This window comes from Vallitalea sediminicola (assembly GCF_054408565.1).
Window position 1 is genome coordinate 122,326 of sequence record NZ_BTPT01000034.1, and the last position, 7,102, is coordinate 129,427.

Sequence of the window (7,102 nt, forward strand, 5' to 3'; positions counted from 1 at the left end):
TCCTCCTGATGTTTTATCTAAAAATCCCTTGTATAATATTAATGATTATCAATTTAACTGGGATTTTATTAGCATTTTTGAATACTCGTGTTGAAAATCACTATATGACTTTAAATCTGTTATATGTTCCACTATTTTTCCATTTTTCATTACCATGATATCTCTTGACATGTAAATGGCAACATCAATGTCATGAGTTATAAATAAATATGTACTTTTATACTCTCGTTGTAGTTTTAATAATAGATCCAAAACTTTTTTTCTTACTATTACATCTAATCCACTGACAGATTCATCAAAAACTACAAATTGTGGCGATACACTCATAGCTCTAGCAATGCAAACTCTTTTTTGCTGTCCTCCACTTAGTTCAGTAGGATATGAATGCATTGTTTGCTTAGGAAGTTCTACTTTTTCAATCAAGTTTTCTATAAAGTCTTTTTCACTACTTCCATCAATATCTGTCAAGTTCCTTATAGATTCAGCGATAATATTGTATACTGTTTGTCTAGGGTCAAGAGCACTTGAGGCATCTTGTAATACCATCTGTACATTAGTTCTCATCATACGTAATTGTTTTTTACTTAGACTACTTAACTCTGTGTTATTTATAAATATTTTTCCTTTGGTTGGCTTTTCTATATATGTAAGTAACCTTGATAATGTACTTTTCCCACTACCACTTTCCCCTATCAATGAATATATATGATTATCTTCAAAAGTAAAATCAATGTTTTGTAATACTTCAAGTGTACAACTTTTATTCTTTTTATCTTTTACTTGATATTCCTTTGAAATATTTTTAACGTCAATCATGCCAGTTCTCCAATCAAATTACTTGCTTCCAACAGTTTCTTAGTATATTCATGCTTAGGATTATTAAATATATCCAATGTACTTCCACTTTCAATGATTTCACCTTTTCTTAACACTATGATGTCGTCAGCTAAGGTAGATATAACCCTAAAGTCATGAGTGATAACCATCATTGTTATACCACTTTCTTTTAATATTTTAAATTCTTCAAGAATCATAGCTTGATTAAATGCATCAATAGCAGTAGTAACTTCATCAGCAATGATTAGTTCACTTTCCAGCATAATAGTCAAAGCAATCATTATTCGTTGTAACATACCACCACTTAATGTAAAAGGATAGTTATCCATTATTTCTTCTTCTCTACCTATATTCATTTTACGCAAAGTCAAAATTGCTTTTCTATATGCTTCTTGTTTTGATATATCAAAATGAACTCTTAATGTCTCTATTATCTGAGATCCAATCTTACTCATAGAATCAAATGCAGTCATTGGATTTTGCATGATAAGAGATAGTTCCTGACCTCTAATCTTTTGCATATTCTTTTCTTTAATACTCAAAATGTCTTTTTCATTAAAATATACTTGCCCTGTTATATGAAATTTCTTAGTATTCAATAACCTCATTATTGATTTGGATATCATAGTTTTACCACTACCACTTTCACCTATAATCCCTAGTATCCTATTTCTCTTAACATTAAAATTAATATTTCTTACAATGGATGTATCATCTTTCAATGATATGTTAAGTTCTTTTACTTCTAATATATTATTATTCATGATTACACCTCATCTGGCGTTACTATATCTCTAAGCGCCTCTCCAAATAGATTAAAACCAGCTGCAGTAAATAAAATACTAAAACCTGGGAAGAATATCAGTTTTGGTTTAGAAATAAATGATTTAGCACTACTAAGCATAGATCCCCACTCTGGAATATCTGATCCTATCCCTATACCTAAAAATGAATATCCTGATACCATTAGAATCAAAGCAGCTATACTTGTGCTGAAATAAACAATCATGACAGGTAGAATATTAGGTAAAATATGATTAAATACTATTTGCAAATTACTACAACCAGCAATTTTTGCAGCTATGACATAATCTTTAGCTTTTTCCATAAGTACATAACTTCTGATTACCTTCACATGCCAAACCCACATAGATAATACTACAGAAATTATTATATTGAAGATTCCTTCCCCCATCAGCCCTGCTAAGGACAATACAACTACGATTGGAGGAAAAGCCATAAATATATTACATATGACAGTAAAGATTCTATCAAGTAATCCACCTAAATATGCAGTAAATGTACCAAGAATCATACTTATACCTGCCAGAATCAATAGTGTTGGAAATGCAATTCCTAATGAATATCTAGCTCCATAAACAAGTCTTGAAAATAAGCATCTACCTAATTGATCTGTCCCCAAAGGATGTTCACCACTGGAAGGTGCAAATTTAATCATTGTATTTATTTCATTGGGGTCATTAGGTGCAATAAATGGTGCAAGTAATCCTACCGAAACAACTATTATTATCATTGTAATACCTACCATTGCCTGTTTATTCTTAATTATCTTTTTAACCATAGTTTTCTACCTTTCTAGCATTTTTCATATGAGGATTCAATATGATATTGATGAATTCAGCAATAAAATTACAAATAATAAAAATTGTAGCAATAATAAGTACACATCCATTAATGGCTGGTAAATCACGTCCTAGAATTGCATTCACAAAATAATTACCTAGTCCAGGCCACGAAAATACACTCTCTACAATTGCGCTTCCTCCAATCATGAATCCGATATTTTGAAAAAATAATGTAATGGTTGGTGGTAATGCATTTTTAAGCACATGTCTAAATATTATCTTTCTCAGAGGTAGACCTCTTGCCCTTGCATACAGAACATAATCTTTACTAAGGTTACTTAATATAGTTGCTCTAAGAACTCTGACAGAAGATGAGATTATAGGTACAGCCAGTGTTATTGATGGTAATATAATACTCTTGATTCCTCCATAGTCAACAACTTTGAATATGGGAAAAGTTATTGCTAACAAGGTAAGTAATAAAAATCCTAACCAGAAACTTGGTAATGATATACCAAAAATCGTAATTATCCTAATAATATGGTCAGCTATGCTATCTTTATTAATTGCAGTTAATACACTTAAAAGTATAGTACACAGAACTATCCAAATAAAAGCCATGCCCACTATAGTTAATGTAGCCATCAGTTTATCAAGTATATCTTCTAAAACTGGATTTTGTGTTACTAAAGAAGTTCCAAAATCTCCTTTTAAGCAGTTTTTGAACCAATGTATATATTGCATATACATTGGTTCATCATAACCCATTTTATGCCTTATTTCATTTATTTGTTCTTCTGAAGGATTGACTATACTTCTTCTAGTAAATGCTTCAGCAGGATCAATTGAAGATATATTGGAAAAAGTAAAAGATAATATACTTACCCCGATTAATATAATAATTAATTCTACAATCTTTTTTATCATATGTCCCACCCTTTGTCATATTATATAAGCTCTTGATTTCATAATATATAGTTGATAATGATAGTCATTATATAATTCTAAAGGGTTATTTGCAAGAGGACCAAATGTTATAGATATTCATACTCTATTAGTCCATAAACGCCCATGAATTCAATGAAAACGCAAACTTATATCCACATCATAATTAATAATATATTGATATATTTATGTCATATTATGATAGAAAAAGTATTATTATAAACTTATAATATCAATGATAAAAAATTATAGTCTTCTCAAATAATTCCTAAATATCATATAATCTTTACTATATTGTCTTGATTATGATATAATTTATTCATTATAAATGAGAAGCTTAATAACTGTGATTAGGTAATTAATCTTAAGTTAATTAAATATTACGAAAGGGAAATTATAATAATATTGATATTTATTATATAAGGTGTACTATGAAAAAATATATTAATATACTATCATCTTGTCCCTTGTTCAAAGGTAAAGATAAAAATGAAATAATAAACATTTTATCACTGACTAAATACAAGGTAACTACTTATAAAAAAAATGATTTTATATTTAGAGCTGATGAAACCCCTAATTATATTGGCATTGTTTTGACTGGAAGTATTGAAGTACAGAATAATCTCAAATCCGGCAAGTATTTTAATGTTCTATATAAAAATAAGGGAGAAGTTTTCGGTGGAGCTTTAGCTTTTTCTGATATACCTATTTCTAAATTCGATGTAATTGCCAAAACAAAGTGTGATATTATGTTGGTTAGTAGACAAAGCGTATTAGATATACTATTCAAGGATAGTATTATAGCTTATAATATAATGAATACTTTTGCTAAAAGTGTAATGAAGCTGAATAAGAAAATCGAATTATTTTCCTACTCTTCTATTCAGCAAAAAATAGCATATTCTTTATTATGCAATCTTAAACCTGATGATAATATTATTAATCTGCCTTACTCCAAGAAAGCTTGGGCAGAGCATCTAAACGTATCTCGCTCTTCTCTATCTAGAGAATTAAAATCTCTGATAGATAATGGAATAATTGAAATAAATAATAAAGAAATTAAAGTACAAAAAAAAGATAGCTTAGAATCTATACTAGATGACATCTAGTCCTCAACAAAGTCTATCTTTAGTGCTTTTATTATCCATTCATTAATTTAACGAATTCATCTCCAACAACCCAATGATTTGGTTTCTTATTTCTACCAGACTTACATCATTCAACTTTCTTTTATCTTTCGATGTACTTATCCTGAACTCTTTTATTACCTTTGATGGTCTCTTTGATAAAACTAATATTTTATCTCCTAAAAGAATGGCTTCATCAATTTCATGTGTCACATATATTATATTTTTTTTAGTACGCTTCCATAAATTCAATATATGTTTAATCATATTAAGTCTTAATGTATAGTCTAATGATTTCAATGGTTCATCCATCAATAACAAATCAGCGTCAAAATTGAAAGCTCTAGCAATGGAGCATCTTTGTCTCATTCCTCCGCTTAACTGAGAAGGATAGTGCTTTTCAAATCCATCTAAACCAACGTTTTTAATCAAATCCAAACATTGCTCTTTAGAGGAATTGCTATTAACTATATGAACATTATCATATACATTCTTCCACGGTAATAATCTATCTTCTTGGAACACATAACTAATATTAGAACTGTTATTTATTATTGTTCCTTTTGATGGCTCTAGTATTCCAGAGCAAATATTTAGAACTGTTGATTTACCACATCCTGATGGTCCAATAATACAAACTATTTCTTCCCTATTGACATCCATAGAAAAATCCTTCAAAACACATAAATCATTAAACCACTTTTCAATCTTATTAAATTTCAGCATATTATGTCATCTTCCCTTTGTAATCCATTAATTTATAACCGTAATCTATTATTTTTTGTGATAAGTAACATAAAATAATGACAACCATACTCCAAGCAAACACTTTATTAGTTTCTAAGTTCAATCTACCTTCAGTAATCTGTGAGCCAAGTCCTGTTCCAGAACTTAAAACCTCCCCCATTATAACTAATTTCCAGCCTAAACCAATGAGTATTATAAATCCTGATTTAAAATATGTTTTTAATGACGGTATAATAATCACTTTTACTATTTTATACTTGGAAAACTGAAATATTTTACCCATTTGAATTAATTTCATATCAATGTTATCAAATCCTTCTTTTATACTTATAGCCATAATAGGAAGGCTGACAATAAATACAATAAAAATTGTTGCCTGTCCATCTAGACCAAACCAGATCATAGCAAGTGTCATAAACAATATTGGAGGTATTGATTGAAGTATATAAATCAATGGTTCTACTACTCGTTTTATTTTTTCATTTATACCTATAAGGAATCCCAAAACACTGCCTGCCAGCAGTGCACCAAATAATCCCATGAATAACCGGTGTAATGTGACCCCTATTTCAAGGAAAAAGCTCCCTCCCTTAATAATATCCAAAAGTGATCCAAAAGTTAATGCTGGACCTGGTAATATTAATGGTGGATATAACCTAGATAATCCTTGCCACAATACTAATATAATAACTATGGTTAAGGTAATATCCTTATACCTAATTTTATGGCTTTTATTATTCTTTGTAATAGAAAGTTTCATCTGGAATTTTCCCTCCAACAGTTTCAGGTTTATAATCTACCAATATATTAAAATATTTTTCCAGACTCTTTTTTGCTGTTTCAGCTGATTCATAGATGAATGACATATTAGGTATTGCCTTTTCTATTAAACTAGGTTTTGTTTTTAGATAGTCTACCGCTAATGATTCCGCTTGCTCTGGATTTTCATTAGTCCATTTGACAGCTTCTTCATAGCATTTATTGAACTTATCTACAATTTGTTTGTTATTCTCTGAGAATTCTCCATTTACAACTATACCAAAAGCTGGTAGTTTAAATTCTTCACCTTCAGTTTTTTTCCATTCCTCTGAATAATCACTGATTACTTTATATCCATCAATAGTTTCTTTATGTAAGGTTGTAAAAGGCTCTGCATCAATTGCATATTTTATATTTCCTAGTTCTAATAATTGAGCGATTTCAGTATGGTTGGAGTATACGATTTCTATATCTTTTCCCGGTTCAATCTTATTCTTTTTCAAAAAATACTGAGTTATCATATCTGGTGGTGAATTCTTGCCTGGAATATATAATTTTCCACCTTTTAGATCTGCCCAATCCTCACAATTTTCATCTATTGATGTTAAATACATACATCCCCAAATTCCTACATTCAATAATTTTATATCAATATCCTTATTATATAGAACAGATGCAGTATGCGCTGGCAAAGCCATAAAAGCATTTTCCTTGTCCATTGCTATGGTAACCATCTCTTCCATACTATGATATAGCTTAAGTTCTATTTTCACATTTTCACCCAGTCCATTAGTATCTATTATTCTAAGCAATGGTATGATGGCTGGTGATTTAGGTCCGCTTATCTTAACTATAATCTCCTTTTGTTCATCAATCTTATCATCAACAGTGACCTCTTTCTTCGTTACTTCTGATGTACTACATCCACTTATAATACTTAGATTGATGACTATTATTAACAGCAAAACAATAAATTTCTTCATTTTGATACCCCTTTCAAATGTTACAATTAAATTTAATTGATATTAATTATCATTATCACTAACATTTCCATATTATAACATAACAATATAATAAAAAGTGTATCTCGAGATACAC

At 29.5% G+C, this 7,102-nt stretch carries 8 protein-coding genes; 1 reads left to right on the forward strand and 7 read right to left on the reverse strand.

Translation table 11 applies throughout. The features are described 5' to 3' along the window. Positions 1 to 48: 48 nt before the first annotated feature. Genes ACX6CF_RS15745 through ACX6CF_RS15760 form a run of 4 tightly spaced genes read right to left on the reverse strand, consistent with a single transcriptional unit; the run spans position 49 to position 3,350 of the window. Entirely contained in the window at positions 49 to 816 is a 768-nt protein-coding gene (locus ACX6CF_RS15745) for an ABC transporter ATP-binding protein (protein WP_458786300.1), read from the reverse strand. Continuing rightward, a complete protein-coding gene (locus ACX6CF_RS15750) occupies positions 813 to 1,601 on the reverse strand; it encodes an ABC transporter ATP-binding protein (protein WP_458786301.1) in 789 nt (262 codons plus the stop codon). The genes ACX6CF_RS15745 and ACX6CF_RS15750 overlap by 4 nt, the downstream gene beginning before the upstream one ends. A 2-nt stretch (positions 1,602 to 1,603) precedes the next feature. Then, positions 1,604 to 2,419 (reverse strand): ABC transporter permease, encoded by an 816-nt coding sequence (locus ACX6CF_RS15755; RefSeq protein WP_458786302.1) that lies wholly within the window; start codon positions 2,417 to 2,419, stop codon positions 1,604 to 1,606. Next, a complete protein-coding gene (locus ACX6CF_RS15760) occupies positions 2,412 to 3,350 on the reverse strand; it encodes an ABC transporter permease (protein WP_458786303.1) in 939 nt (312 codons plus the stop codon). The genes ACX6CF_RS15755 and ACX6CF_RS15760 overlap by 8 nt, the downstream gene beginning before the upstream one ends. Positions 3,351 to 3,799: 449 nt before the next feature. Here ACX6CF_RS15760 and ACX6CF_RS15765 point away from each other — a divergent pair, with 449 nt between their 5' ends. Then, on the forward strand, positions 3,800 to 4,480 hold the full coding sequence (locus tag ACX6CF_RS15765) for a Crp/Fnr family transcriptional regulator (protein WP_458786304.1): 681 nt from the start codon (positions 3,800 to 3,802) through the stop codon (positions 4,478 to 4,480). Between the two features lie 42 nt (positions 4,481 to 4,522). Here ACX6CF_RS15765 and ACX6CF_RS15770 read toward each other — a convergent pair whose 3' ends face one another. The 3 genes from ACX6CF_RS15770 to ACX6CF_RS15780 are packed head-to-tail and all read right to left on the reverse strand — an operon-like array spanning position 4,523 to position 6,987. After that, complete coding sequence (locus tag ACX6CF_RS15770; RefSeq protein WP_458786305.1) at positions 4,523 to 5,224, reverse strand: ABC transporter ATP-binding protein; 702 nt, start codon at positions 5,222 to 5,224, stop codon at positions 4,523 to 4,525. A 1-nt stretch (position 5,225) separates the two neighbouring features. Then, positions 5,226 to 6,005: an ABC transporter permease gene (locus ACX6CF_RS15775; RefSeq protein WP_458786306.1), complete on the reverse strand. Its 780-nt coding sequence runs from the start codon at positions 6,003 to 6,005 to the stop codon at positions 5,226 to 5,228. Continuing rightward, the gene (locus tag ACX6CF_RS15780) at positions 5,980 to 6,987 is read right to left on the reverse strand and encodes an ABC transporter substrate-binding protein (RefSeq protein WP_458786307.1); all 1,008 of its coding nucleotides are present in this window, start codon (positions 6,985 to 6,987) and stop codon (positions 5,980 to 5,982) included. Before ACX6CF_RS15780 ends, ACX6CF_RS15775 begins: the two co-directional genes overlap by 26 nt. Positions 6,988 to 7,102: the final 115 nt, after the last annotated feature.